General features: G+C 36.5%; 21 protein-coding genes and 1 pseudogene. 19 read left to right on the forward strand and 3 right to left on the reverse strand.

The window, feature by feature from the left end:
• Positions 1-4: 4 nt before the first annotated feature.
• The 3 genes from IGL49_RS02395 (at position 5) to IGL49_RS02405 (ending at position 1,929) form a co-directional block, all read left to right on the forward strand.
• Positions 5-649: a deoxynucleoside kinase gene (locus IGL49_RS02395; protein ID WP_002355594.1), complete on the forward strand. Its 645-nt coding sequence runs from the start codon at positions 5-7 to the stop codon at positions 647-649.
• Positions 650-998: 349 nt separating this feature from the next.
• Positions 999-1,430: a hypothetical protein gene (locus IGL49_RS02400; RefSeq protein ID WP_104853970.1), complete on the forward strand. Its 432-nt coding sequence runs from the start codon at positions 999-1,001 to the stop codon at positions 1,428-1,430.
• A 112-nt stretch (positions 1,431-1,542) separates the two neighbouring features.
• The gene (locus IGL49_RS02405) at positions 1,543-1,929 is read left to right on the forward strand and encodes a DUF1149 family protein (protein ID WP_002358717.1); all 387 of its coding nucleotides are present in this window, start codon (positions 1,543-1,545) and stop codon (positions 1,927-1,929) included.
• Between the two features lie 46 nt (positions 1,930-1,975).
• Here the strand turns inward: IGL49_RS02405 and IGL49_RS02410 are convergent, their stop codons facing one another.
• Complete coding sequence (locus tag IGL49_RS02410) at positions 1,976-2,311, reverse strand: hypothetical protein (protein ID WP_104855378.1); 336 nt, start codon at positions 2,309-2,311, stop codon at positions 1,976-1,978.
• A 297-nt stretch (positions 2,312-2,608) separates the two neighbouring features.
• Here IGL49_RS02410 and IGL49_RS02415 point away from each other — a divergent pair, with 297 nt between their 5' ends.
• The 15 genes and pseudogenes from IGL49_RS02415 (at position 2,609) to IGL49_RS02485 (ending at position 18,756) form a co-directional block, all read left to right on the forward strand.
• Positions 2,609-4,000, forward strand: a complete 1,392-nt coding sequence (locus IGL49_RS02415; protein ID WP_002355598.1) for an L-cystine transporter — start codon at positions 2,609-2,611, stop codon at positions 3,998-4,000.
• A 133-nt stretch (positions 4,001-4,133) separates the two neighbouring features.
• Positions 4,134-4,514 (forward strand): VOC family protein, encoded by a 381-nt coding sequence (locus IGL49_RS02420; RefSeq protein WP_104855377.1) that lies wholly within the window; start codon positions 4,134-4,136, stop codon positions 4,512-4,514.
• 152 nt (positions 4,515-4,666) lie between these two features.
• On the forward strand, positions 4,667-5,833 hold the full coding sequence (locus tag IGL49_RS02425; RefSeq protein ID WP_104855375.1) for a serine hydrolase domain-containing protein: 1,167 nt from the start codon (positions 4,667-4,669) through the stop codon (positions 5,831-5,833).
• Between the two features lie 167 nt (positions 5,834-6,000).
• Positions 6,001-6,643 (forward strand): annotated as a pseudogene (locus IGL49_RS02430) (DUF1003 domain-containing protein).
• Positions 6,644-6,796: 153 nt separating this feature from the next.
• The gene (gene trhO, locus IGL49_RS02435; protein ID WP_104855376.1) at positions 6,797-7,747 is read left to right on the forward strand and encodes an oxygen-dependent tRNA uridine(34) hydroxylase TrhO; all 951 of its coding nucleotides are present in this window, start codon (positions 6,797-6,799) and stop codon (positions 7,745-7,747) included.
• A gap of 178 nt (positions 7,748-7,925) precedes the next feature.
• Entirely contained in the window at positions 7,926-8,309 is a 384-nt protein-coding gene (locus tag IGL49_RS02440) for an LPXTG cell wall anchor domain-containing protein (protein WP_002355604.1), read from the forward strand.
• A complete protein-coding gene (locus IGL49_RS02445; protein ID WP_104855215.1) occupies positions 8,309-9,037 on the forward strand; it encodes a WxL domain-containing protein in 729 nt (242 codons plus the stop codon). Before IGL49_RS02440 ends, IGL49_RS02445 begins: the two co-directional genes overlap by 1 nt.
• A gap of 16 nt (positions 9,038-9,053) precedes the next feature.
• Positions 9,054-9,833, forward strand: a complete 780-nt coding sequence (locus IGL49_RS02450; protein ID WP_104855216.1) for a WxL domain-containing protein — start codon at positions 9,054-9,056, stop codon at positions 9,831-9,833.
• A 19-nt stretch (positions 9,834-9,852) separates the two neighbouring features.
• Positions 9,853-11,952: a lectin-like domain-containing protein gene (locus tag IGL49_RS02455; protein WP_104855217.1), complete on the forward strand. Its 2,100-nt coding sequence runs from the start codon at positions 9,853-9,855 to the stop codon at positions 11,950-11,952.
• Between the two features lie 22 nt (positions 11,953-11,974).
• A complete protein-coding gene (locus IGL49_RS02460; protein WP_104855218.1) occupies positions 11,975-12,715 on the forward strand; it encodes a WxL domain-containing protein in 741 nt (246 codons plus the stop codon).
• A 74-nt stretch (positions 12,716-12,789) separates the two neighbouring features.
• Positions 12,790-13,884, forward strand: a complete 1,095-nt coding sequence (locus IGL49_RS02465; RefSeq protein WP_104855219.1) for a DUF916 and DUF3324 domain-containing protein — start codon at positions 12,790-12,792, stop codon at positions 13,882-13,884.
• A gap of 201 nt (positions 13,885-14,085) precedes the next feature.
• Positions 14,086-14,535 (forward strand): hypothetical protein, encoded by a 450-nt coding sequence (locus tag IGL49_RS02470; RefSeq protein WP_104855220.1) that lies wholly within the window; start codon positions 14,086-14,088, stop codon positions 14,533-14,535.
• 3 nt (positions 14,536-14,538) lie between these two features.
• Positions 14,539-15,987: a helix-turn-helix domain-containing protein gene (locus tag IGL49_RS02475; protein WP_104855221.1), complete on the forward strand. Its 1,449-nt coding sequence runs from the start codon at positions 14,539-14,541 to the stop codon at positions 15,985-15,987.
• Between the two features lie 109 nt (positions 15,988-16,096).
• A complete protein-coding gene (locus tag IGL49_RS02480; RefSeq protein WP_104855222.1) occupies positions 16,097-18,001 on the forward strand; it encodes a heavy metal translocating P-type ATPase in 1,905 nt (634 codons plus the stop codon).
• Positions 18,002-18,036: 35 nt separating this feature from the next.
• Positions 18,037-18,756 carry an MgtC/SapB family protein gene (locus IGL49_RS02485; RefSeq protein ID WP_104855223.1) on the forward strand — a complete coding sequence of 240 codons (720 nt, stop codon included), beginning with the start codon at positions 18,037-18,039 and terminating at the stop codon, positions 18,754-18,756.
• 47 nt (positions 18,757-18,803) lie between these two features.
• Here the strand turns inward: IGL49_RS02485 and IGL49_RS02490 are convergent, their stop codons facing one another.
• Positions 18,804-19,541 carry an amino acid ABC transporter ATP-binding protein gene (locus IGL49_RS02490; RefSeq protein WP_016618263.1) on the reverse strand — a complete coding sequence of 246 codons (738 nt, stop codon included), beginning with the start codon at positions 19,539-19,541 and terminating at the stop codon, positions 18,804-18,806.
• Position 19,542: 1 nt separating this feature from the next.
• Entirely contained in the window at positions 19,543-21,711 is a 2,169-nt protein-coding gene (locus IGL49_RS02495) for an amino acid ABC transporter substrate-binding protein/permease (RefSeq protein WP_104855224.1), read from the reverse strand.
• Positions 21,712-21,989: 278 nt separating this feature from the next.
• Here IGL49_RS02495 and uvrB point away from each other — a divergent pair, with 278 nt between their 5' ends.
• Entirely contained in the window at positions 21,990-23,987 is a 1,998-nt protein-coding gene (gene uvrB, locus IGL49_RS02500) for an excinuclease ABC subunit UvrB (RefSeq protein ID WP_104855225.1), read from the forward strand.
• Positions 23,988-24,099: the final 112 nt, after the last annotated feature.

A 24,099-nucleotide genomic window follows, 5' to 3' on the forward strand; every position in this document is an offset into this window, starting at 1 on the left:
TTCGATGGCAGTGATTGTTTTAGCAGGTACGATTGGCGCTGGTAAATCTAGTTTAACAGCTTTAATTGCAAACCGTTTAGGTTCAGAAGCCTTTTACGAATCAGTTGATGATAATGAGGTATTACCTTTATTTTATGCGGAACCGGAAAAGTACGCGTTTTTATTACAAATTTATTTTTTAAATAAACGTTTTGATAGTATTAAACAAGCATTAACACATGAAAATAATGTATTGGACCGCTCGATTTATGAAGATTCATTACTTTTTCATTTAAATGCAGATTTAGGTCGTGCCAACGAAACAGAGGTCAAAGTGTACGATGACTTATTACAAAACATGCTCCAAGAATTGCCTTATGCTGCGCATAAAAAAAGACCTGATTTGTTAGTTCACATTCGTATTTCATTTCCCAAAATGTTGGAACGCATCAAAAAACGTGGCCGTCCTTATGAACAAATTGAGACAGATCCAACGTTGTATGATTACTATCAAATGTTGAACGAGCGTTATGATCAATGGTACGAAGACTATGATGAAAGTCCTAAAATTCAAATTGATGGCGATAAATATGATTTTGTCGAAGATCCTGAAGCGTGTCAATATGTCTTGGCGTTAATTGAGAAGAAAATTGAAGAATTAGAAAGATAAATAAAAAGAAGCAAGTCCGGACTTGCTTCTTTTTGACTTAAAATGTGGATAGATAGGCTAAAGTTGCTACTAAATAAAGGAGTGTAGTGCTAAATTATAGAATCGGATTTTAACCTTCCCCTAAGTTAAAATCGGATAATCTATCCATCGACAGTTTAAGTTTGTATAAAATAGCGGTAGCTATTATCAACGAAGTCATTCATCGGTTGACCTGACTTCTCTAGAAGTATACCATCGAAAATAACCAACAGTTGTTCAAAATTTGGACTTAGTAAGTGTAAATTTTGATTGAAAGTTTCTGTAAATCAATCATTTATTCAAAAAATAATGCTCGAAAGAAGGAAGATAAATGAGCCAAATTTGGTTTGAACGCATTCTACGTTGGCGCAAAAAAGCGCAACGATTTTTACAAGGACGTTATGCACGGTTCGATGAATTGAATCGAACGCTGTTGCTAACAAGTGTCGTGCTGGCGCTCATCAATATTTTTACTGGCTATCTTTGGGTTCGGTTATTGATTTTAATCACAGTCGCCTACGTGTATTATCGCTTTTTTTCAAAACATATTCATCCACGATTGAATGAAAATCAACGGTTTATTCTTCGAAAACAACGCCTAATACAAAAGGTTCATGCTTTTCGCAAGCGACACATGACTCAGAAAGAGTATCGTTATTTTAAATGTCCAAAATGCCAGCAGTCATTACGTGCGCCGAAAGGACGAGGAACAATCAAAATCACTTGTTCAAAATGTCAAAATCAATTTATCAAAAAAGTCTGACCTTCTGTGTTTTTTGGTCTAGGCAACTTTCGGACTTGTGGTATACTTGAGAAAAGAAACCATTGGATATTCTAAAAGGGGAATATCTTGTTAAAAAAGGAGAGAAAAAACAATGGAAATTAAACGCCAACAAGAAATTGTTGAAGCGTATCATTATGATATGCGAGTACCTGATTCAGAAGTAGAGACAGATTTACGTGTTAGTTTTTCACCAATTGAAGTAGAAGAAGAAAATTATCCAGAAAATAGCTCAGCACTTGTTGCTCGCTTAGAATTTCGAATTGTCTTTGACGAATTTGTTTTATCAGGGGCAATTAGTCAAATTAATCACATTATTGATCGTAAAATTGAAAAACAAGAAGATATTTCGCAAGAAGAAGTCGATGAACTTGTACGTCCTTTATTTAGCATCGTCGAACGTTTATCTTATGAAGTAACTGAAATTGCTCTGGATCGTCCAGGTGTTCAATTGAATTTTCAACAATCAGAAGAAGCTTAAACTTTAAAAACAGCGTTTGTAACGGATTCCGTTACAAACGCTGTTTTTATTCTTGTGAAGGTTTAGCAACCAAAGCCTTTTTAAACTGTTCATAATTTTTTGTAGCGATATCAATATAAGCAATCGGCTGTCCAACTTTGGTGATTTTTTCGGGAAGATAGGGAGCGAGCATTTCATTGTACAAAATAAACTCAGCTTCTGGTACTTCCTCTGAAAGAACATCATAACTGATAAAGTCAATTTCATAGGTTGGTTGAAAAAATGCTTTGATGTTCTGCTGCTCTTTATTTGAAAAGAGCCAAGGACCTCCATTTGCAGGGCTCCCCACAAACAACGTCGCTCCATCACGGTTGACAGAAAGGATCCAACAAATTTTTTGCATACGCTTACACCTCCTGAGAATAAGTATACCACGTCAGATTAAAAGAAAGAGCACAAAAAACAATTTATTTTTACAGTGACTAGTAAAACAACGCTTGGTGATAGTTTTAAACTATCACAACGGTTATTTTCTATCAAAAAGTAAGCAAATTGTCCCACTATTTGCTATAAAATAAGGTACAATAGAACTATCACTGGAAACAGCCTGCTGTTTTCAGGGTATTTACTGGAGAGTGAGTACCGGGAACCTTTACTTCCTTTGATGTACTTGTCATTAAAAACATAGGGAGGAACTAAAATGACAACATTCATCACTGTATTAGTGATCCTTGCATTTATTGCTGTGTTATTCGGTTTCTACCAAATGCAAAAGAAACATTTAAAATTCTCAACACGTGTCTTTTCAGCATTGGGCGTGGGGATTGTTTTAGGTGCAATTATTCAATTTGCTTTTGGTACAGACAGTAAAATTACTACGCAATCAATGGAATGGATCGGGATTGTAGGTAATGGTTATGTAGCGTTTTTACAGATGCTCGTAATTCCGTTAGTATTTGTATCTATCGTAGGTGCATTTACAAAAATGAAAGAATCCAATAAATTAGGAAAAATTAGCTTTAATGTGTTAGCCACCTTACTAGGAACAACAGCGGTAGCTGCCTTGGTGGGGATTGGAACAACCTTAGCGTTTGGTCTTCAAGGGGCAAAATTCACGCAAGGTGCTGCAGAAACGTCAAGAATTGCCGAGTTAGCTACGCGCCAAGATGCGATTCAAGATTTGACGATTCCACAACAAATCGTTTCATTTATTCCTAAAAATGTCTTTGCTGACTTTGCGGGAACACGTCCAATGAGTACCATTGGAGTGGTAATCTTTGCTGCGTTTGTTGGTGTCGCTTATTTAGGCGTTCGTCGTAAAGCACCAAAAGAAGCTGAATTTTTTGCAAATTTAATTGATAGTTTATATAAAATTACCATGCGAATTGTTACCTTAGTTTTACGCTTGACCCCTTATGGCGTGTTAGCGTTAATGATTAATGTTGTAGCAACAAGTGATTTTGTTGCGATTATTAACTTAGGTAAATTTGTGTTGGCATCGTATGTGGCCTTAATTATTGTTTTTGCCATTCACATGTTGATTTTAATTACTTTAAAAGTCAATCCAGTTACGTATCTAAAAAAAGTTTTTCCAGTCTTGAGCTTTGCTTTTACTTCTCGCTCAAGTGCAGGAGCTTTACCATTAAATATTGAAACACAAACCAAAGCATTAGGTGTCGATGATGCCACAGCAAACTTTGCTGGTAGTTTCGGTTTATCTATTGGACAAAATGGTTGTGCCGGCGTTTATCCAGCTATGTTAGCAACAATCGTTGCACCAACTGTTGGAATTGATGTCTTTAGTTTACAATTTATTTTAATGTTAGTGGCAGTTGTCACAATCAGTTCATTTGGAGTAGCCGGTGTCGGCGGCGGAGCAACCTTTGCTTCTCTAATCGTTTTAGGCGCAATGAACTTGCCAGTTGCAATTGTTGGTTTAGTAATTTCGGTTGAACCACTTATTGACATGGCGCGGACCGCTGTTAACGTTAACGACAGTATGGTTGCAGGCGTGTTAACGAGTGCTCGTATTCATGAATTAGACCGTGATGTCTTAAATGATCGCGACGTTGTCTTAGATGCAAATATCTAAATCAATAAAACGAAAAGTGTTTGAGCAATGTCTTGCTCAAACACTTTTTTTGGGGTTTTAAGCGAAAGTGCAGTAATTATTTAAAAGAACGTATATAATAAGTTGTTAACTAAATTCAAAAGGACGTGAACGAATGTTTTCAAACCAAGTAAAGATTATGTTATATGTGAATAATGTTGAGGAATCTAGTCAATTTTGGCAAACGTTTGGCTTTGTTGAAAAGGAAAGAGAGGAAATTGACGGCACATTGGTGGTAGAAATTGCGCCAAGTGAATCAGCAGAGACGATTATTGTTTTATATGATTTGGCCTTTATTCAAAAACATTCACCAGAAGTGGCGGGGAATACCCCTTCTCTAATGTTTGCTAGCGATGATATCATTGGTCTCTATAAAAAAATGCAAGAAGTCGGGGTTACTGTCGGTGAAATGGTTCAATTGCCAACAGGCTTAGTTTTTAATTTTGCAGATAATGATGATAATTACTTTGCTGTGATGGGACAAGAAAATAAATAAAAAACAGCTTGGCACCAGAATTTAGATTGATTCTGGTGCCAAGCTGTTTTTTATAAAAGTTGAAAGTTTTATAAATTTTACTAAAATCTGTAATTTTCATGAAAATATAGCGTATGATAATGCTGTTAATAGAATAGGCGGAGGTATGCGGTATGCGTAAACGACATGCAAAGAAAAGACATGGAGGAGTGAATTGGCTTTTTATAGTATGTTTGTTGGTGGTGATTGCTGGTAGTGGTTATTTAATAAAAACGTTCTTTTTCACTAGAGATTCACAAGTTAGTCAAGAATCTAAAGTGGTTTTGGAAGAAGATCGTCGAAGTGATAATTATGCGAATTTAACGAAAGAAATAGTTGCACCAGATAGTGGCGAACTTGATCAAAAAATTCAAGAAACAAATTATATTGGTTCTGCTTTGATTATTAAAGATGATCAGATTTTAGTAAATAAAGGATACGGCTTTGCCAATTTTGAAAAGCAACAAGCCAACACGCCGAACACAAGGTTTCAGATTGGCTCAATTCAAAAATCCTTTACCACAACCTTGATCTTAAAAGCGATTGAAGAAGGTAAACTCACATTAGATACAAAACTCGCTACGTTTTATCCGCAAGTACAAGGTGCTAGCGACATTACGATTAGCGATATGTTGAATATGATAAGCGGTTTGAAGTTATCTGCAATTCCTAATAATATTGTTACCGATGAAGAAATTATTCAATTTGTTAAACAAAACACCATTCAAGTCAATAAAGGAAAATACAATTATTCCCCAGTAAATTTTGTCCTTTTAGCAGGAATGTTAGAGAAAATGTATCAACGTACCTATCAAGAATTATTCAATAATTTTTATCACAAAACGGCTGGTTTAAAAAATTTTGGCTTCTATGAAACCTTATTGGAACAACCCAATAATTCAACAAGTTATAAATGGACAGAAGACAATTCGTATAACCAAGTGCTTTCAATCCCCGCCGCTAGTTTTGCCCATGAATTTGGGACTGGTAATGTGGATATGACAACAGGTGATTTGTATTGGTACTTACATCAATTAACGAGTGGACATTTAGTTTCCACCGCACTTTTGCAAAAACTATGGGCGTCTTCTCAGAAAAGTTCTTATCATGGCGGCATCTATGTTCATGATAATTATTTACGCTTACATGGCGTTGAAGCGGGTCAACAAGCCCTAGCTTTATTTTCAAAAGATATGAAAACAGGGGTCATATTGCTAACTAATTGTGTGAATCCAGCGAAATACAAAGAATTAATTGGTTCGTTGTTCCATGATGTAACCAATTTAACTGTTAAATTTTAAAGCAGAAGCAACAACGATTACTCCCAAAGCCTTTTAGGTTTCTTCTGAGAGACTTTATATTAAAATAAAGGGAAGAACGATCAAAGGGAGTGACGAAGATGAAGCAATCAAAAAATCAACAAGTTGTTATTGGTGAACCAACGAAAAAAAACATTTATCTTTAAGATATAGAACAGGAAACGCAAGCTTTTATTCTCCAAAACAAGCCACAATTGACAGCTGAATCGATGATTACATTGGCGGAGTTACTTAATTATCGTTTGGATTACATGAAACAATTGGTCGCAAATGATTCTGAAAAAATCCAACAGCTGAATGAATTAGTAGTTCAACATATCAAAGAAGATAAGCTGATTTCCAATAATATGAATGAAAAGATGGAAAAGAAATTAACCTTTGGCCAACGAGCAGCGGATACCATTGCTAAATTTGGCGGTAGCTGGGTGTTTATTGGCTTCTTTTGTTTCGTGTTGATTGCTTTGGATCGTGATTAACTCTACCACTTTATTGGGACAACCATTTGACAAATATCCTTATATTTTGCTAAATCTCGCTTTATCTTGTTTAGCAGCTATCCAAGCGCCGATTATTATGATGAGTCAAAACAGACAAGAAGCCCGTGACAGAGAACAAGCGAATAATGATTATAAAATTAACTTAAAAGCAGAAGTAGAAATTAATTTATTACATGAGAAGATGGATTATATTATCAATAATCAACTAGAAAATTTGGTAAAAATCCAAAATATTCAAATTGAACTTTTAGGTGAGTTGCAAGAACAACTCGCTACGACTTCTGAAAAGGAGTAGTATAAAAAAGTAGCTCGTTGTTGCGTAATAATTATTACGCAACAACGAGCTACTTTTTTATTGTGTGTAAATACACAAGCAAAATAATCGCTTTCCCTTTTTTATTCACCGTATAATGGGATAGAATGACTTTATACAAAAGGGGAAAACAAGATGAAATACCAAGTATTACTTTATTACAAATATACAACAATTGAAGATCCAGAAGCTTTTGCGAAAGAGCATCTAGCTTTTTGCAAATCATTAAATTTAAAAGGCCGTATTTTAGTAGCGACAGAAGGGATTAACGGAACGTTATCTGGTACTGTCGAAGAAACAGAAAAGTACATGGAAGCAATGCAAGCTGATGAGCGCTTTAAGGATACATTCTTTAAAATTGATCCAGCAGAAGAAATGGCGTTCCGCAAAATGTTTGTTCGCCCACGTTCTGAATTAGTGGCGTTGAACTTAGAAGAAGACGTTGATCCATTAGAAACGACGGGGAAATATTTGGAACCTGCAGAATTTAAAGAAGCCTTATTAGACGAAGAAACTGTTGTAATCGATGCTCGTAACGATTATGAATATGATTTAGGTCATTTCCGTGGTGCCGTGCGCCCAGATATCCGTAGCTTCCGTGAGTTGCCACAATGGATTCGCGAAAACAAAGAACAATTTATGGATAAAAAAATCGTTACCTATTGTACTGGCGGGATTCGCTGTGAAAAATTTTCTGGCTGGTTATTAAAAGAAGGATTTGAAGATGTTGCTCAATTGCATGGTGGTATCGCCAACTATGGGAAAAATCCAGAAACACGTGGCGAACTTTGGGACGGCAAAATGTATGTCTTTGATGACCGAATCAGTGTCGAAATTAATCATGTTGATAAAAAAGTTATTGGGAAAGACTGGTTTGATGGAACACCTTGCGAACGCTACATTAACTGTGCAAACCCAGAATGTAACCGTCAAATCTTAACTTCAGAAGAAAATGAACATAAACATTTAGGCGGCTGCTCATTAGAATGTAGCCAGCACCCTGCCAATCGTTATGTAAAAAAACATAATCTAACAGAAGCAGAAGTTGCTGAACGGTTAGCTTTGTTAGAAGCGGTAGAAGTATAAAAATAATAAAAAAATAAACAAAAAAACTTCGAAAATTATTTTTCGAAGTTTTTTTGTTTATTTTTTTGTCTTTAAAAGTGTTGATTTGAAAGCTTTCTTAGCTAAAACCATTTTATTTTTTAAAAGCATCTGAAAAAAATAAAAAAATCTAATAAATATTTCTTTTATATAATGTTTATTGGCTGGGCCAGTCAATGTTGAAAATGGGGAAGGAGGAATTCAGATGAAAATCATAAAAAGGTTTAGTTTGGTATGTTTAGGGCTATTGATCATTGGGTTGCAAACAAAAAGCGTTATGGCTGAAGAAAATAATTATGAATCAAATGGTCAAGCGAGCTTCTATGGCACCTACGTTTATGAGAATGAAAAAGAGTCAAATGACGTAGCGTATACCCAACAATCAGAAGAACAGGGAAGAAACAATTTAGCTGCTTCTGGACAAGCGGTTTTACCTAAGACAGGCGAGTCTGAAAATCCACTGTATTCCTTGATAGGAGTTAGTTTGTTGGGGGTAGTCATTTATTTAATTAATAAAATGAAACGAGAGAAGGAGCTTATTTAATGAAAAAAACTGTTTTACTTACATCGACAACCATACTATTAGGCGTAGGTTTTCAAGCAATAAACGCATCAGCAGAAACTTTTCCGAAAGAATACAATACGGAAGGCACAATTACTTTTGAAGCAGGCGATAACGAAATCACACCGCCTGTTGATCCGGAAAATCCCGATCCTACTGATCCAGTAGACCCAGTTGATCCTCCAGGCCCAGGAACGGGTGGCGCCTTATCAATTGATTATGGGTCAAAATTTAAATTTGGCACACAAAAGATTTCTACGGCAGATCAAACGTATTATGCTGCGCCAGATGAAATGAAAGATGGTTCAAAAAAACCAACCTATGTACAAGTAACTGATAAAAGAGGAACGTTAGCAGGATGGAAACTAACGCTTTCCCAACCTGAACAATTTAAAACGGCTACTGGAGAGGAACTAGTCGGCGCTCAATTAACGTTTACAAAGGCAGAAGCTGCCTCAATGGTGGATGAAAAATATAAACCTGCTGAAGTCAGTAGTACTATTTCCTTAACACCTGGTGTAAATAATAATCTAGCAATAAATGCTAAAAAAGAAACAGGTGTTGGGACCTGGGTCTACCGCTTTGGTTCAAATGAAGCAACAAATAAAGAAGCTGTCCAACTATTCGTTCCTGGAAAATCTGTAAAGCTTGCACAACAATATTCAACGAAGTTAGTTTGGGCATTAGAAGATACTCCCGCTAATAATTAAATAAAGGAGAAAAGCAATGAAAAAACAATTCACAGGAATCGTTCTATGCAGTACATTTGCAGTTGCTGGTTGGTCCTTACAAGCGAAGGCAGAAGAGCCAAAAGAGTATCGTTCGAATGGTTTAGTAGAATTTATTCCGAACGTAGATCCGACAGAGCCAGTTGATCCAGAAAATCCCGATCCAGAAAAGCCAGTCAAACCAATTGATCCGACAGACCCAGAAGGTCCCAATCCTGGTACCCAAGGGCCACTGTCTATTGATTATGCTTCAAGTTTTGACTTTGGAAAAAATCGTATTTCGAATAAAGACCAAGTATATTTTGCAAGAGCACAGCAATATCAAGAAAATCAAAAAGAAACACCAAATTTTGTGCAAATTTCTGATAATAGAGGAACCAATAGCGGTTGGTCTTTAACGGTTACGCAAAAGGAGCAATTTAAAGCAACAAAGGCGACTTTAAATAGTCAGTTGACAGGTGCGCAAATTTCTTTAGCTAACCCGACTGTTAATAGTAATGCGCAAAATGTTGTGAAACCAGAGGCAATAAATAAGATTGCCCTTATTCCAGGAACCGCATCGCTAGTGGCAGCTGCGAAGCAAGGAACCGGTGCGGGAACTTGGGCTACTTATTGGGGCAAAGTAGAAGTGGTTGCAGAACGCGATGAAACCAATGAGGTACACAATGTTAATGTTACAAAAGATGTCGCGCTATCAGTACCAGGGTCAACCCCTAAAGATGCCGTGAAATATCAAACAAAATTATTGTGGACGTTGACGGATGTACCAGGAATTTAAAAAGTAGAGGTGAAGAGAGATGCGAAACAAACAAAGCCTAGTCTTTTTGGCAAGTAGTTTATTCTTACTACTCCTTGCGCCTATTACTAGCGAAGCGATTAGTAATCCTTCGACAAATAGCAACGAAGTCAATCGGGAAATAGTGAAGGAATCGGCCAATGATCAGGCAACTAGCGCTCCTTCTCACTCGGAAACATTAGAGCAAGAACCTTCCCTAGAAACGACAACAACAACCGATAATCATCCAGCAGAAACAGACCAATCAACGGCTACTTTAGAACCTAGCGAACAACAAAAGGATGACGATAACAGTGCAACGGAATCGGCGATAGTTGAACCACAGCCGCGCATGTTGGCTGCACCATACGCTACTTCATTGCCTGATGATCCTAATATCATTCCAATCGACAAGGTGTTTCAAGAGCCAATTGGAAATGCAACAAGTATTTTAGAAGGTGGGAAGTTATTACAACTAAACCCAGCTGTTAAATCACAAAAAGGAGCTATTTGGTCAAAAAAACCAATCAGTTTATTGTCGGATTTTACCTTCAAAAGTTATTTGTATTTAGGAAATGAGTATGCAAATGCTGGTGATGGTATGACCTTTACCTTAACGAATGATCCTAGAATGTCCACAACGCCTCAAGAAGTCATTGGTTCACCTGGGATGGGAATCGGCGCATACTCCACGAAAGCGGGTCAACCCTACGTTAGAAATGCCTTATCGATTGAGTTTGATACCTATAAAAATACTGGTAGTTCCAACCGAATGGACCGAGAAATTTCACAAGATAAGGGAAATGGACATTTAGCTTTTGTCACTCCGAAAGCTAATAACAACAGCTATACAGGGGAGCATTCAGGCGTCACTGTTGCGCCAACCTATCTATCTAATGGAACCTGGCGCATGTTGACTGTTCATTGGAATGCCGCAACCAAAGCATTAACATATGATTTAGAAGGTGTGGGCACGAATACGTATGTAGTTTCAGATTTAAATGCACAATTTGGCGCAACAACGGTTTATTGGGGCTTTACATCATCCACAGGTGGCAAATACCAAGAGAATGCTTTAGCGATGACACAAATTCCTACCAACGTTACGTCACAAGCAGCCCTTAGCGTGAATGGTCAGGAGTTTAGCTCAGCTGTTGAAGCAGTGAAAAATGATCAGGTGATACTACGGAATACGTTGAATATTGACAATGACTTTATCGAAGATCGTCAACCGCAAGTAAGCATTGACTTACCTGATGAATTAGCATATGAAGAAAATTCATTAACGATTGATGGTAAAAAGGTAGCAGCCAAAGATCTGACACAAACAGGGAATCACTTAACAATTGCTTTAAATGACTACCTAGTTTTAAAGAAGGACATGATGATTGAATTAAAAACAACCCTTCAAGATAATACGCCCGAAAAAGTTTTAACTATGAACTTTGACTATTATGAAGAAGGAACCTTACTGCAAAAGTCAAATAATGTAACGATTACTATTCCTAAACCAACAGAAAAAACAGTAACCGTTTTTTATAAAGATGCGGAAGGTAAAGATATTGCTCCACCTAAAAGTGTAACAGGGAAAATTGGCGCACCCTATCAAGAAAAACCCCTAGATATTTCTGGCTATGTTTTTACAAAAGACTCGGGCAATGCGGAAGGAACAATGACAGAGGAAACAAAAGATATTTATTTTTACTATCGTTTAGGGGAACTATATTTTAAAGAGGCACCAAAACAGATTACTTTTGGTACGGAAAAGATACGTAATCAACCACTAATTAAACTTGGGCATCCCACCGAAGGACTCAAAGTCGTGGATGAACGTAACGCGAATAATTGGCGTTTGCAACTAAAGCAAACGCAATCGTTAACAAATGATTCAATTGTAATGCCAGATGTTTTTTCTTTCGTTTCAACTGCTGGAAGCTCTCAGATTACAAATGAGGCAATTACGCTTTTAGAAAGTAATCAGAAAGGTGAAACAGATTTAACAGCATTACTTGATGAATCAAAACAACAAGGAATTCAAATCAATGTTCCTGTAGCTTATCAAAGAGTTGGAACATTTAAAGCTCGTTTATCTTGGGCGTTAGAAGACGTACCAGGAAATTAAAGAAAAGAATGGAGAAAAGAAAATGAAAAAAGTAACAACAGTATGTTTATCCACATTTATTTTAGGGAGCTTAGGCATGACTTCTCAAGCCTTTGCAGAAGATGGCGGTAGTTATACATCTAATGGTATCGTAGAATTTACACCAAGTGAAGAACCAACTAATCCGGTTGACCCAACGGATCCAACTAATCCAGTTGATCCTATTGACCCAACAGATCCTGAAGGTCCTAATCCAGGAACAAACGGTCCGTTGTCAATTGATTATGCGTCAAGTCTAGACTTTGGTGTTCAAAAAATCACGTCGAAGGATCAAACTTATTTTGCTGCTACCCAAAAATACAAGACGGTAGGTGCAACCGATGAAGTCAAAGAAGGGCCTAACTATGTCCAAGTAACAGATAACCGTGGAACCGAAGCTGGCTGGTCATTAAAAGTGAAACAAGAAGGACAATTTAAATCAACTTCTGGTAAAGAATTGACTGGGGCAGCTATCACGTTTAAAAACGGAAATGTAGTGACTGCTTCAGATTCAGGCAAACCAACAGGCCCAGCCAAAATCACGTTAAATTCAGATGGTAGTCAATCAGATGTAATGAGTGCAGCGAAAGGAAACGGTGCAGGAACTTATTTATTTGATTGGGGAACAGATGCAACTACAGCTGCTAAAAGTATTGAGTTAACTGTTCCAGGTTCTACAACCAAATACGCTGAAAAATACGCCACAAAATTAACATGGACGTTGACAGACGCTCCAGGAAATTAAACGAGTTTTAAAAGAAGAATAGCGGGGGACATGGTTACCTGCTATTCACTACATATAGAAAAGGAGTAAATAATTTGAACAGAAAAAAACAACGATTTCTTTTTTTTCCGATACTACTAATTCTTTTAGCGTTAGTACCTAGCAATGGTTATGCCAGTGAATTTAATTTTGCGGTTACGCCTATTCCATCAGAAAAACAAGTAGATAAAGAAAAAACTTACTTTGATTTATTACTAGCACCAAATGAAGAAACTGAGTTGAAAGTGAACTTGCGCAATGATACAGATAAAGAAGTAAAGGTAGGTATTTCCATCAATAGTGCCATTACCAATTCAAATGTAATCGTGGAGTATGGTGAAAATAAGGGGAAAAAAGATCAAAGTTTAGCGTTTGATATAAAAGACTATGTTCAATACCCCAGCTCAGTTCGTTTAAAACCGAAAAGTGAACAAACGGTTTCTATTAACGTCAAAATGCCTAATACACCCTTTGATGGAGTGTTAGCTAGTGGTATCACTTTTAAAGAAGAGACGTCGGATGAAGGCAAACGTCAAGACGATAAGAGTCAGGGGTTATCCATTAAAAATGAATATTCGTATGTCGTTGCATTATTGATGCAACAAAACAAAAAAAAGGTTGAGCCGAATTTACTTTTGAAAAAAGTCTCACCAGGACAGATTAATGCTAGAAATGTGATTTTAGTCAATCTACAAAATGATCAAAAAACATATATTAACCAAGTTGCCTTTTCGGCAGAGATTACCAAAAAGGGACATGAAGAAGTTTTATATAAAGAGGAAAAAGCAAACATGCAAATTGCACCAAATACCAATTTTTCTGTTCCAATTGCTCTAAAAGGGCAACCGCTTAAGCCAGGAGATTATCATTTGTCTATGACCGTTGTTGGGAATAAAGATGCTGCAGGCGCATTTAAAAAATCAATAAACAATGAATCGATATCTTTTAGAAATCAATGGCAATTTGAAAAAGACTTTACAATTAATGGCGAAGTTGCCAAAGAATTAAATGAAAAAGATGTGACCTTAAAAGAAAATCATTCAAATTTATATTTGATGATTGGCTTACTACTATTATTGATAGTGATTTTAATCATTGCCTGGTTGATTTGGCGAAAAAAGAAACAGGAAAAAAACGAAAGAGAAATATAAAGAGTAGTTAATTTTTGATTTGATCATCGGCAACGTTTTTGTTTGTTTTTACTTATCAAACATGCAGTTTATTCAACAAACCTAACTCAAAAAAAGAAATAATAAGAAGGAGTATTGTTAAATATCGTCTGATACCACTTTACTAGTTATATTTTTTGTTTTGTTATGTAGCTAAAGTATTTGGCAATATATGTGAGAAAAATGGATAAATACAAACATTTACTATTATGGAGTACATTGTTACTCTCGTTTTTTCAAGTAACCAATGTGCAAGCAGCAGAAGAACGGAATCCAATTTATAATCCGACCAATCCAACAGAAGAAATTTATCCGATTGAGAATACTGGCACACCAGAAGAAATGGAAGAAACAAATGAAAGTACTATTACTAGCGAAACGCAAGCGGAAGAAAGTAGCGAAGAAGTTAGTAAAAAAGAAGTGAAAACCAATAATCCAAAAACAAATGAAGAAAGGCCTTCTTCCAAGAAAAGTCAGCATCAAGTATTTTTCACAGATGAATTATTTGATGCTAGCCATATCACCATTGTACCAAATAGCACAGGCGGTGCTGGAACGGAGGGGCAAAACACTTTTTACTTGAATTTCATACGGGAATTAGTAGGAACGGCTATTTATGGGAGAAAGAACTGATAAATGATGAATTATGAAATTTTTTTAAATAAAGAAGATCAACGAAGTTATTCCTTGCTAAGACATTTAGAAGAAAGTCCCACGTTATCGGGTACTTTTATTGCACTTCGCGAAGAATTATCGATGTCGAATTTTTTAGTCAAAAAAACATTAGAAAAATTAAAAGCAGATATTGACAATCTAAAGTTAAGCGACAGCTTAACTTTAGTCGTTTCTGATGTCGATGTTACACTTGAAATTGATGGAAACTATTCAAGTAAACTTTTGCTTACGAAATACTTAACAGAATCGCTCTCTTTTAAATTAGTGTTGTCTTACTTTAGAGGAAATTATAGTTTGACAAAGTTTGCTGAATGTAATCATGTCAGCACCTCTGTGGCGTATAGTACCTTACAGCGGCTAAAAAAAGCCTTAAAGGAGTATCAGATCTATTTTAGTAAGCGGGAAATTGTCGGCAATCAAAAAGCAATTTCATTTTTTTTGTATAAATTGTTCACGCTTTCCAATCAACCAATTTCCGAACTATATTCGGTAAAAGTCTATAATGAAGCGAAACGTGTATTACAGTCTGTTGAGTTAAACTATACTTTCACCACCTATGAGCGGCGGAATTTTTTCCATTATTTAGCTATTATGATTAACAACGAAGGACGTGCGGTGGAAGGGATCGATACGCGCGCACTAAATACATTTTCAGAGGAACTAATAAAAAAATCGCAAGTGGCATGGGCATTGTCCTCAAAATCATTAACATATACGATTGTTTTTTTCCTGTATTTGCATGGCAAACTAGAGAAAAAATATGTCATTCATGAAGATCCTACGATTGAAAGCCTAACTCGTGTTTTCATTGGAAGTTTTGAAAAAGCATTTAATTGTTTAGAGGAGTCAACAAGGAATACTCTAAAAGAAGGGTTAGCAATTATTCATTTTAATGTTATTTATTTTCCGATTAATATGTTTGACGACTTTGAAATGGATTTACAGTTTTTTAAGCAAACATATCCGGAATTTTATTTTTATTTAATTGAATATATTCGTTGGTTAACAGCAAAACATAAAAAAATTGCGAAAGCCAATCACTGTTTGTTTTTTAACTATCTATTGTTGCTAATTAATCATGTTCCAGTTCATTTAATCGCAGAGCCAGCCAAGGTCCTAATTGATTTTTCTTATGGAAAAGAGTATAACCAATTCATCAAAAAAAATTTATCCGTCTATGTGAATTTAAATGTAGAAATTATTGACCCGTTATCAGATGCCTTGCCAGATGTGGTAATTACCAATTTAAATAACTTGTATCAAGAAGAACAGAGTAAAGTTATGGTTTGGCTGGATCCACCTCGTTCGATTGATTGGGTAAATTTAACGCAATCATTATTAACTATTCAAGAAGAAAAATATCAACAACAAAAAGAATCAACAAAGACAAGCGGTGATACTATCGAATAGAATCATCGCTTGTCTTTGTATTTAAGTCTTTACAAAACCAACCAAGTGTTTTATAATATGAATATACATTCATATGAATGATAAAACATTAATAAGGAGGCGCATAACAATGTCAAAACAAATAGGTGCACACACACATGAAGAAAAAGGTAAAAACGTTCCAGTTATTCTCTTTTTTACAGGATTGGCTCTTTTCTTTATCGGTTTATTTTTAGGGAACATGCTCTTAGTGAAAAATATTCTTTTCTCGTTAGCTGCTATTTTAGCTGGTTATCATATTATTGGGGAAGGCTTTGGAGATACGTATCGGGATACGAAAAACAATCGAAAGTTTTCGCCTAATATTCATTTGTTAATGACCTTAGCTGCCGTTGGTTCAGCATTAATGGGAAGTTTTGAAGAATCAGCATTATTGATTTTGATTTTTGCGGCGGCGCATTTCCTTGAAGATTATGCTCAAGGCAAAAGTCAACGTGAAATTACAAAACTATTAAATTTAAATCCAACAGAAGCTCGCCTAATAACAGACGACGGCTCGATTCAAACTGTTTCAGTTGAACAATTGAAGATTGGTGACCGCGTGCAAGTCCTAAATGGTGCGCAAATTCCGACAGATGGCGTCGTGATTGAAGGAAGTACCGCTGTGGATGAATCATCTATTAATGGGGAAAGTATTCCCAAAGAAAAAAATAGTGGGGACCCAGTTTTTGGTAGTACCATGAACGGTTCAGGCACAATTGTTGTTGAAGTAACAAAAGATAGTTCAGAAACAGTTTTTGCAAAAATCGTACAGCTAGTGAACCAATCGCAAGAAAATCAATCGGAAATAGCAAGCAAAATTAAACGATTTGAACCGAAATATGTCACACTAGTTTTAGCCGTTTTTCCACTAATTGTTTTAGGTGGCGCATTACTTTTCCAATTGACTTGGGCTGAAAGTTTTTACAGAGGCTTGGTCTTCTTAATTGCTGCATCCCCTTGTGCCTTAGCAGCGAGTGCCGTTCCAGCAACTTTATCAGGAATTTCCAATTTAGCAAAACAAGGCGTTTTGTTTAAAGGTGGTTCGTTTTTATCAAATTTAGCTGAAGTGAAAGCACTCGCCTTTGATAAAACAGGTACACTAACAAAAGGGAAACCTGAGGTCACAGATTATCTTTTTATTGATGGCTTAGAAGATCGTCAAGACGAATTAGTAGCTGTTTTAACAAATATGGAGAAAAAATCCAATCACCCATTGGCAACGGCGATCGTTAATCGCTTTGAAGCAGAAACAACGACTTTAAATTTAGAAGTAGAAAATATTGTCGGTGTGGGTTTAGTAACGACCATTGCAGACACAACGTTTAGAATTGGTAAACCATCTAGTTTCGAACAAGTGCCAACAATCATTGAGAAACAAACAACGAGATTAGCGAGTGAAGGCAAAACGGTGGTGTACTTTGCCGAAAATGAACAAGTGATTGGTTTAGTGGCATTGATGGATGTTCCTAATGAAGAAGCGATGAACGCCATTCACTATTTCAAGTCACAAAATATTGAAACAACAATGATTACGGGAGATGCAAAACTTACTGGTGAAGCAGTTGGTCGCTTAGTAGGCGTGGACCAAGTTTTTGCTAATGTTTTACCTGAGGAAAAATCAGCGATTGTTGATCAATTAAAACGCGAAGTAGGGATGACAGGGATGGTTGGTGATGGCATTAACGATGCGCCCGCTTTAGTGAATGCTGATATCGGAGTGGCGATGGGGGATGGCACGGACATTGCTATCGATGTTGCAGACGTGGTAGTGATGAAAAATGATCTTTCTAAATTAGGCTATGCTCACCGTGTTTCAAAACGCTTGAATAAAATTGTGCAACAAAATATCATTTTTTCAATGCTAGTGGTAGCAACGTTAATTATCTTGAACTTTTTAGGTATTGCGAATATCGCATTTAGCGTACTTATTCATGAAGGAAGTACCTTAGTGGTCATTTTTAATGGCTTACGTTTATTAGTTAATACAAAATAAGTCAAATAGTCACTTGCAAGAAAGGAGAGAAAGCGATGAATTCTTTAAAAATGATTGAACTTTCTCTCGCAGATGTTGTCATTCGGATGGCCCTAGCCGTGGTTTTTGGGGCTTTGATTGGGTTAGAAAGAAGTATTAAAAGAAAAGGCTTCGGTATCAGTAGCAACGCCATTTTATGTTTGGCCTCCTGTACGATTTCCATTTTACAGATTCAATCGGTGGATATTTTAGTCGATGTGGTGAAACAAAATAGCGCCTTGGCGTCCATTATTTCTATGGATATTACACGATATGGCGCCCAAGTGATTAGTGGTGTAGGCTTTCTCGGTGCGGGGATTATCGTGTTTAGAGAAAGGAAAGTCTCTGGGTTGACAACAGCAGTAATGATGTGGAATGTTACTATTATTGGTTTAGTCATTGGGATGGGCTTTTTAGCCATTGCGTTTATCAATCTCGTGGCGACTTTGCTAGTATTAGCTCTGGCTCATTTTAAACGAAAAACTCCTCTAAAACGATTGCAGCTTATCGTAAAAATGAAGGAACCCATGATTAAAGAAAGCCGACTGCATGAACAACTTCAAGCTTCTTTAGAAAAAGGAGAGCGCTTAGTAGAATTGATTTTGGAATCCGAACAAGAGACAGTCACAGCAAAGATTTCTTATGTAGGTAAAGAAGATTTCTGGCATTCCAACTTGCACCATCTCTTAAAAGAAAAAGGGCACGTTCAATCTGTCTCTGTCACAGAAACAATTTAACCATAAAATAAAGCACTTGGGCGCTAGCGCGCGCCAAGTGCTTTTGTTTAAATATTTAATACTTTATCTAAGAAATCTTTTGTTCGAGGGTTTTGAGGATTTTCAAAGACTTGCTCTGGCGAACCATCTTCTAGGAAGTTGCCGCCATCAATGAACATTACTCGGTTAGCCACTTCTTTTGCAAAGCCCATTTCGTGTGTAACTATGACCATGGTCATTCCTTGTTTTGCTAAATCTTTCATTACACCAAGAACATCGCCAACCATTTCTGGATCAAGGGCTGATGTTGGCTCATCGAAAAGCATGATATCAGGATTCATCGCTAATGCACGTGCAATTGCAACACGTTGTTTTTGACCACCAGACAAAGAATCTGGATACGCATCTTTTTTATCTGCTAACCCAACACGGTCTAAAAGTTCTAACGCTTTTTTCTCTGCTTCATCTTTTGATAAGCGACCTAAATCGGTTGGTGCTAAAACAATGTTTTCTAAAATAGATAAATGTGGGAACAAATTGAAATGTTGGAAAACCATCCCAATATGTTGACGGACTTGGTTGATGTCCGTATTTTTATCTGTCAAGTTCGCACCATCAATAATAATGTCTCCGCTAGAAGCTTCTTCTAATTGATTCAAGCAACGTAAAAAGGTACTCTTACCAGAGCCAGAAGGACCGATGACACAGACTACATCACCTTCGTTAATAGAAACATTAATATCGTTTAAGACCGTGTTGTCACCATATTTTTTCACTAAATGTTCAACTAAGATTTTTTCAGTCATATTAGTTCACCTTCTTTTCAAGGTTTTTCGCTAATTTAGTTAAGCTAGTAATTAAAATTAAATAGATTAACGCAATAACGAAGTAAACCATTGTACTTTGTAATGTCCGAGCAACAATAATTTTTCCTGTTTGTAGTAGTTCGATTAAGCCAATTGCTGAAAGAATAGTTGTATCTTTCAATGAAATAACAAATTGGTTAATGAATGAAGGAATCATAATGCGAATCGCTTGTGGTAAAATAATTTTTTGCATTGTCCGATTATAGGAAAGACCTAAACTTCTTGAAGCTTCCATTTGACCAACTGGAACAGCTTTGATTCCGCCGCGCACAATTTCAGAGATATAGGCACTGGCATTTAAAGTTAATGTGATAATCCCAGCAATGAAGACCGGGATATTAAAGCCAAGCACACCAGGTAATCCGAAATAGATGAAGAACGCTAAGACCATTAAAGGAATGCCGCGAATTAAATCGACATAAATGGTTGAAAGTACACGTAACGCTTTAATTGGTGAAACGCTGAATAGTCCGAAAATAACGCCGACAATTAAAGCAAGTACAAAGGAAATTAACGTTAGTAGAATCGTCATCCATAAACCATGTAACAATTGCTTCCAGTTGTTTTGCATAAAGCCAACAAACGTAGATTCGTCAGCTGTTTCTTCTTTGGCTTCGTTGCCATCTTTCACGTAAGTGCTGATAATTTTATCGTATTCACCTGTACGTTTCATTTCTTTTAAGCCTTCGTTAAACATTTCAAGTAATTCAGGATTTTGACCTTTTTTGACAGCAAAACCGTAAGAACCACCTTTTTCACGAGGAATTGGTGTCGCTAATGGTTGATTTTGCGCAACCCCATAGCCAATGACAGGGTAATCATCCATCATGGCATCAACTTCGCCAATTTCTAACGCACTGTATAATGCATCGGTTGTGTCTAAATACTTAATTGAGTAATCATATTTCTTTTTATTTTTTTCTAAGAAATCAGCACTTTCAGTACCAATTTTTACGCCGACTTTTTTGCCTTTTAAATCATCATACGATTTAATTTTGTCATTGCCTTTTTTGACCGCAATTTGAATACCACTATCAAAGTAAGGAACAGAGAAGTCGAAGGCTTTTTTACGATCATCCGTAATCGTCATGCCTGCAACCATTCCATCTGCTTGACCAGATTCAACAGCTTGGACAGCAGAACTAAAACCAATAAATTTAAATTCAACATTGAAACCTTGTAATTCAGCTGCACGTTTGACTAAATCTACATCAATTCCGACATAATCGCCTTGGGCATTTTGAAACTCAAACGGAGCAAACGTAGAATCACTAGCAATCACATATTTCTCTTTTTTAGGAGTGATTTTTTTCATCTGTTCGCCAGCGTCTTGTGTATTTGTTTCATCGCCTGTCGCTAAGTAGTTGTTTAAAATTTTATCATAAGTACCATTGTCTTTAAGATTTTTCAAACCAGCGTTGAACTTTTTGATTAATTCAGGGTTTTGGCCTTTTTTCACTGCGAAACCATAAGAACTACCTGTTTCTTTATCGCCAACTAATTGTAATTTTTGGCCATTTTTAACTGCGTAGCCTAATACAGGATAGTCATCCACGATTGCATCTGCTTCACCGTTTTCTAAGGCTTTATAAAGACCCGTTGCATCATCAAAATTTTTGATGGTGTAGTCATATTTCTCTTTATTTTTTTCAAGGAAATTGGCACTTTCAGTTCCAACTTTAGCCGCAACCGTTTTGCCTTTTAAATCACCATATGATTTAATTTTGTCATTTCCTTTTTTAACCGCTAATTGTAAACCGCTATCGAAGTATGGATTTGAAAAATCAAAGGATTTTTTTCGTTCATCTGTAATGCTCATTCCAGCAATCATGCCATCAATTTGTTTAGATTGAATCGCTTGGACTGCACTATCGAAGCCTAATGGTTTTAAATCCACTTCAAAATCTTGATCTTTGGCAATCGCATCTAATAAATCAACGTCAATCCCAATGTATTTTCCTTTTGAGTCTTGGAATTCAAAAGGAGCGAATGTTAAATCCGTTCCGATTGTATATTTCTTTCCTTCTGCATGTGCTGAAGTGCCACTAATGAATGTTAGCAGAGTTACCATCATCACAAAGAAAGAAAGTAAAAAGTGTTTCCTTTTCATAAAATACCTCCTAGTTTTGCATATTGAACAATTATATAGTAAGAAATAGGAAGCTGACAAGTATTTGAACGCTAAAAAGAGAAAAAAACTCTAATTTCCTTACATTGCATGTTATAAAATATAACATATAAATTAAGAACAAAAGATTAAGATCAGTTGAAGTCCGAAACACCAAAAGTGGCGAAAATATGTTCGGTATGTTAAACTAATAAGTGGACATTCTGCCAGAATGGGCCGATAATTTAAGAGAGATTAGACACTTTGAGGGGGAGTTATAAATGATCGAAAGAGAAACTTCCAATACCTTTCATTTGGCTTCTAAATATGAGCCAGCCGGAGATCAGCCAGCCGCTATTGCTGAACTAGTTGACGGTGTCAAAGGTGGAGAAAAAGCTCAAATTTTACTTGGAGCGACCGGAACAGGTAAAACATTTACAATCTCTAATGTGATTCAAGAAGTGAACAAACCAACATTAGTGATTGCACATAATAAAACACTAGCTGGACAATTATACGGGGAATTTAAAGAATTTTTCCCAGATAATGCGGTCGAGTATTTTGTCAGTTACTATGATTATTATCAACCAGAAGCATATGTACCCTCAAGTGATACATATATTGAAAAAGATTCCAGTATTAATGATGAAATTGATAAACTACGCCATTCAGCGACAAGTTCTTTATTGGAACGAAACGATGTCATCGTGGTAGCATCAGTTTCTTGTATTTTTGGTTTAGGGGATCCGCGGGAATACAGTCAACAAGTTGTTTCATTACGTGTGGGAATGGAACTGGATCGTAATGAGTTACTAAAAAGCTTAGTCGATATTCAATTCGAACGAAATGATATTGATTTTCAACGGGGGCGTTTTCGCGTCCGCGGTGATGTGGTTGAGATATTCCCAGCTTCACGGGATGAGCATGCGCTACGTGTTGAATTTTTCGGAGACGAAATTGATCGAATTCGTGAAGTAGATGCGTTAACTGGTGAAATTGTCGGCGAAACAGAGCATGTCGCTATTTTTCCAGCAACACACTTTGTGACGAACGAAGAACATATGGAACACGCCATTTCGCAGATCCAAGAAGAATTAGAGGCACGTCTGAAAGTGCTTCGTAGTGAAAACAAATTATTGGAAGCTCAACGTTTGGAACAGCGAACCAATTATGATATTGAGATGATGAGAGAAATGGGTTATACATCAGGGATTGAAAATTACTCTCGACATATGGATGGTCGTCAAGAAGGGGAACCTCCATACACGCTATTGGACTTTTTCCCAGATGACTTCTTACTTGTAATCGATGAGTCTCATGTAACAATGCCGCAAATTAGAGGGATGTATAATGGTGACCGAGCACGGAAACAAATGTTAGTGGACTATGGTTTTCGTTTACCAAGTGCACTTGATAACCGACCGCTTCGGTTAGAAGAATTTGAACAACATGTAAACCAAATTGTTTATGTATCGGCAACACCAGGCCCTTATGAAATGGAACAAACAGAGACTGTTGTTCAACAAATCATTCGACCAACAGGTTTACTAGATCCAGAAGTAGAAATCCGTCCAATTATGGGTCAAATTGATGACTTGGTGGGCGAAATTCATGAACGGATCGAAAAAGATCAGCGGGTGTTTGTCACAACCTTAACGAAGAAAATGGCCGAAGATTTAACCGACTATTTCAAAGAATTAGGCTTAAAAGTTAAATATTTGCATAGTGATATAAAAACACTGGAAAGAACGGAGATTATCCGCGACTTACGATTAGGCGAATTTGATATTCTAATAGGTATTAACTTATTACGTGAAGGAATCGATGTGCCAGAAGTTTCCTTAATTGCGATTCTAGATGCGGATAAAGAAGGCTTCTTACGTAGTGAACGCTCATTAGTGCAAACGATGGGACGGGCTGCCCGGAACGCCGAAGGAAAAGTTATTATGTATGCAGATAAAATCACCGATTCGATGCAACGAGCTATGGATGAAACAGCACGACGTCGAGCGATCCAAGAAGCATATAATGAAGAACATGGCATTGAACCAAAAACAATTATTAAAGAAATTCGTGATTTAATTTCTATTTCCAAAACAGCTGATAAAGATGAAACAGTGGTTCAATTGGATAAATCATATGAAGATTTATCAAGACAAGAAAAAGCTGATCTATTAATGAAACTTGAAAGAGAAATGAAAGATGCGGCCAAAGCATTAGACTTCGAAACTGCAGCCACATTACGAGATACCATTCTTGAATTAAAAGCTGCCAAATAAGTCAACCAACGGATTAAGTAAAAGATACGATGAACCATCGTATCTTTTACTAATCTTTTCTTTATAGAATGACTTGAAATGATTTGACGTAAGAGATTTAGTAAAAGGAGAA

The organism is Enterococcus sp. DIV1337a, from assembly GCF_051712285.1.
In the GTDB taxonomy this organism is placed as follows: Bacteria; Bacillota; Bacilli; order Lactobacillales; family Enterococcaceae; genus Enterococcus; species Enterococcus faecalis.

Bases quoted from the DNA above. Each gene is read 5' to 3' on its own strand.
- IGL49_RS02395 (WP_002355594.1), top strand. From the start codon at position 5: ATGGCAGTGATTGTTTTAGCAGGTACGATTGGCGCTGGTAAATCTAGT.
- IGL49_RS02400 (WP_104853970.1), top strand. From the start codon at position 999: ATGAGCCAAATTTGGTTTGAACGCATTCTACGTTGGCGCAAAAAAGCG.
- IGL49_RS02405 (WP_002358717.1), top strand. From the start codon at position 1,543: ATGGAAATTAAACGCCAACAAGAAATTGTTGAAGCGTATCATTATGAT.
- IGL49_RS02410 (WP_104855378.1), bottom strand. From the start codon at position 2,311: ATGCAAAAAATTTGTTGGATCCTTTCTGTCAACCGTGATGGAGCGACG.
- IGL49_RS02415 (WP_002355598.1), top strand. From the start codon at position 2,609: ATGACAACATTCATCACTGTATTAGTGATCCTTGCATTTATTGCTGTG.
- IGL49_RS02420 (WP_104855377.1), top strand. From the start codon at position 4,134: ATGTTTTCAAACCAAGTAAAGATTATGTTATATGTGAATAATGTTGAG.
- IGL49_RS02425 (WP_104855375.1), top strand. From the start codon at position 4,667: ATGCGTAAACGACATGCAAAGAAAAGACATGGAGGAGTGAATTGGCTT.
- trhO (WP_104855376.1), top strand. From the start codon at position 6,797: ATGAAATACCAAGTATTACTTTATTACAAATATACAACAATTGAAGAT.
- IGL49_RS02445 (WP_104855215.1), top strand. From the start codon at position 8,309: ATGAAAAAAACTGTTTTACTTACATCGACAACCATACTATTAGGCGTA.
- IGL49_RS02450 (WP_104855216.1), top strand. From the start codon at position 9,054: ATGAAAAAACAATTCACAGGAATCGTTCTATGCAGTACATTTGCAGTT.
- IGL49_RS02455 (WP_104855217.1), top strand. From the start codon at position 9,853: ATGCGAAACAAACAAAGCCTAGTCTTTTTGGCAAGTAGTTTATTCTTA.
- IGL49_RS02460 (WP_104855218.1), top strand. From the start codon at position 11,975: ATGAAAAAAGTAACAACAGTATGTTTATCCACATTTATTTTAGGGAGC.
- IGL49_RS02470 (WP_104855220.1), top strand. From the start codon at position 14,086: ATGGATAAATACAAACATTTACTATTATGGAGTACATTGTTACTCTCG.
- IGL49_RS02475 (WP_104855221.1), top strand. From the start codon at position 14,539: ATGATGAATTATGAAATTTTTTTAAATAAAGAAGATCAACGAAGTTAT.
- IGL49_RS02480 (WP_104855222.1), top strand. From the start codon at position 16,097: ATGTCAAAACAAATAGGTGCACACACACATGAAGAAAAAGGTAAAAAC.
- IGL49_RS02485 (WP_104855223.1), top strand. From the start codon at position 18,037: ATGAATTCTTTAAAAATGATTGAACTTTCTCTCGCAGATGTTGTCATT.
- IGL49_RS02490 (WP_016618263.1), bottom strand. From the start codon at position 19,541: ATGACTGAAAAAATCTTAGTTGAACATTTAGTGAAAAAATATGGTGAC.
- IGL49_RS02495 (WP_104855224.1), bottom strand. From the start codon at position 21,711: ATGAAAAGGAAACACTTTTTACTTTCTTTCTTTGTGATGATGGTAACT.
- uvrB (WP_104855225.1), top strand. From the start codon at position 21,990: ATGATCGAAAGAGAAACTTCCAATACCTTTCATTTGGCTTCTAAATAT.